At 41.2% G+C, this 1,093-nt stretch carries 2 protein-coding genes and 1 pseudogene; all 3 read left to right on the forward strand.

Annotated elements, in window-relative coordinates; all coding sequences use genetic code 11:
• Nucleotides 1-4: 4 nt before the first annotated feature.
• Entirely contained in the window at nt 5-541 is a 537-nt protein-coding gene (rplF, locus tag PCY17_RS12145) for a 50S ribosomal protein L6 (RefSeq protein WP_000086623.1), read from the forward strand.
• A gap of 83 nt (nt 542-624) precedes the next feature.
• Nucleotides 625-981: a 50S ribosomal protein L18 gene (gene rplR / locus PCY17_RS12150; RefSeq protein WP_004244055.1), complete on the forward strand. Its 357-nt coding sequence runs from the start codon at nt 625-627 to the stop codon at nt 979-981.
• Between the two features lie 17 nt (nt 982-998).
• A pseudogene (rpsE, locus tag PCY17_RS12155) lies at nt 999-1,093 on the forward strand (30S ribosomal protein S5); the annotation flags it as partial.

Genomic DNA, 1,093 nt, shown 5'->3' on the forward strand with positions numbered 1-1,093 from the left:
AAACATGTCACGTATTGGTAATAAAGTTATCGTGTTGCCTGCTGGTGTTGAAATCACTAACAATGACAACGTTGTAACTGTAAAAGGACCTAAAGGAGAACTTACTCGTGAGTTCTCAAAAGATATTGAAATTCGTGTGGAAGGTACTGAAGTAACTCTTCACCGTCCAAACGATTCAAAAGAAATGAAAACAATCCATGGAACTACTCGTGCCCTTTTGAACAACATGGTAATTGGTGTATCAGAAGGATTCAAGAAAGAACTTGAAATGCGCGGGGTTGGTTACCGTGCACAACTTCAAGGTAAAAAACTTGTTTTGGCTGTTGGTAAATCTCATCCAGACGAAGTTGAAGCTCCAGAAGGAATTACTTTTGAACTTCCAAACCCAACAACAATCGTTGTTAGCGGAATTTCAAAAGAAGTAGTTGGTCAAACAGCTGCTTACGTACGTAGCCTTCGTTCACCAGAACCATATAAAGGTAAAGGTATCCGTTACGTTGGTGAATTCGTTCGCCGTAAAGAAGGTAAAACAGGTAAATAATGTTGAGTGGTTGATTTATAACCACCAACCTATTTTCCAACTTAGTGCATAGCACACGATTTAAAACTAAAGAGGTGAAAACTGTGATTTCTAAACCAGATAAAAACAAACTCCGCCAAAAACGCCACCGTCGCGTTCGCGGAAAACTCTCTGGAACTGCTGATCGCCCACGTTTGAACGTATTCCGTTCTAATACAGGCATCTACGCTCAAGTGATTGATGACGTAGCGGGTGTAACGCTCGCAAGTGCTTCAACTCTTGACAAAGAAGTTTCAAAAGGAACTAAAACTGAACAAGCCGTTACTGTCGGTAAACTCGTTGCAGAACGTGCAAACGCTAAAGGTATTTCAGAAGTGGTGTTCGACCGCGGTGGATATCTATATCACGGACGTGTGAAAGCTTTGGCTGATGCAGCTCGTGAAAACGGATTGAAATTCTAATAGGAGGACACTAGAAAATGGCATTTAAAGACAATGCAGTTGAATTAGAAGAACGCGTAGTTGCTGTCAACCGTGTTACAAAAGTTGTTAAAGGTGGACGTCGTCTTCGTTT

The sequence above is a fragment of the Streptococcus sp. SO2 genome, assembly GCF_030440025.1.